This window comes from Streptosporangium sp. NPDC004631, from assembly GCF_053601935.1.
Map to the genome: position 1 here is coordinate 1 of NZ_JBSGCR010000087.1, position 1,036 is coordinate 1,036.

Genomic DNA, 1,036 nt, shown 5'->3' on the forward strand with positions numbered 1-1,036 from the left:
GACCGGGCAACTCATCCGGCGCGGGGTTCATAAGAGCGTCCAGTCTCTGGAGAAGGACATCCGGGACTGGATCACTCAGTGGAACGACAACCCCCGGCCGTTCGTATGGAAGAAGACCGCCGAGGAGATCCTCGAATCCCTCGCACGATATTGCCGACGAATTTCAGGCGCAGGACACTAGGGCAACGACCCCAAGATCTTTACGGGTCCAGACGCGCGGGCTTCTCTTCTGTTTGGCGGGTGTCAGCGCCCGTGTGGGCATCTCAGCGGGAGTGTTCTTTGGTTTCGCCATGTACCTCTAGCTTTCCCCCAGGTGACGAGAACGCCCCGACATGATCGCGTCGAGGCGTTCGTATGGGCAACCACTTCAGCTGAGGGCGTGTCCAAGCTTGCCAAGGGCGGTGCGCTTGTCGTCGAGGGATGAGTGAGCGTAGATCGCCATGGTGACCTGAATGTCAGAGTGCCCGACGATCTCTCGGACGGTGTGCGGAGGCACTCCCAGGTCGAGTAGGAGGCTCACGCAGGTGTGCCGGAGGTCGTGAAGCCGTACAGCCCCGATCCCGGCCGCGGTGCGGATCTCTCCCCAGCTTCGCCGGAGATTGTCCGGCTCCATGGAGGTACCGCGCCGAGAGGGGAACACAAGGCCGTGATCCTCCCAGTCCGGCCAGTGGTCGGAGCGCTCCGCGAACTGCCGCTTGCAGTGCTCTTTGAGAGCGTCAAGGCAGATCGGAGGGAGCGGGATGGTGCGCTCGGAGTCCTCGGTCTTGGGCTGGACGAACCGGAGTCGCCTGCCGACCCGCTGGAGGGTCTGGATCACTTCGAGCGTCCCGGTCTCCAGGTCGACATCCTGCCAGCGGAGCCCGAGGAGCTCTCCACGTCGCAGGCCGAGGCAGACGGCCAGGACGGCTGGCTGCCCGTCCACGCCCGATACCCGGCAGGCGCTTGGATGCCCCTATGTTGGTCAAGTGGTCATGCTGGAGTGATTCCATGATCTTTGGCTGCTGCTTTGACCAAGGCGAAGATCTCGCGGGCGACG

Annotated in this window: 1 protein-coding gene and 1 pseudogene; one reads left to right on the forward strand and one right to left on the reverse strand. The window is 63.4% G+C overall.

The annotated features are described in order from the left end of the window. Positions 1–181 (forward strand): annotated as a pseudogene (locus ACWEF2_RS31660) (IS630 family transposase); the annotation flags it as partial. Between the two features lie 186 nt (positions 182–367). Here ACWEF2_RS31660 and ACWEF2_RS31665 read toward each other — a convergent pair. Continuing rightward, on the reverse strand, positions 368–922 hold the full coding sequence (locus ACWEF2_RS31665; protein WP_453819918.1) for a site-specific integrase: 555 nt from the start codon (positions 920–922) through the stop codon (positions 368–370). Positions 923–1,036: the final 114 nt, after the last annotated feature.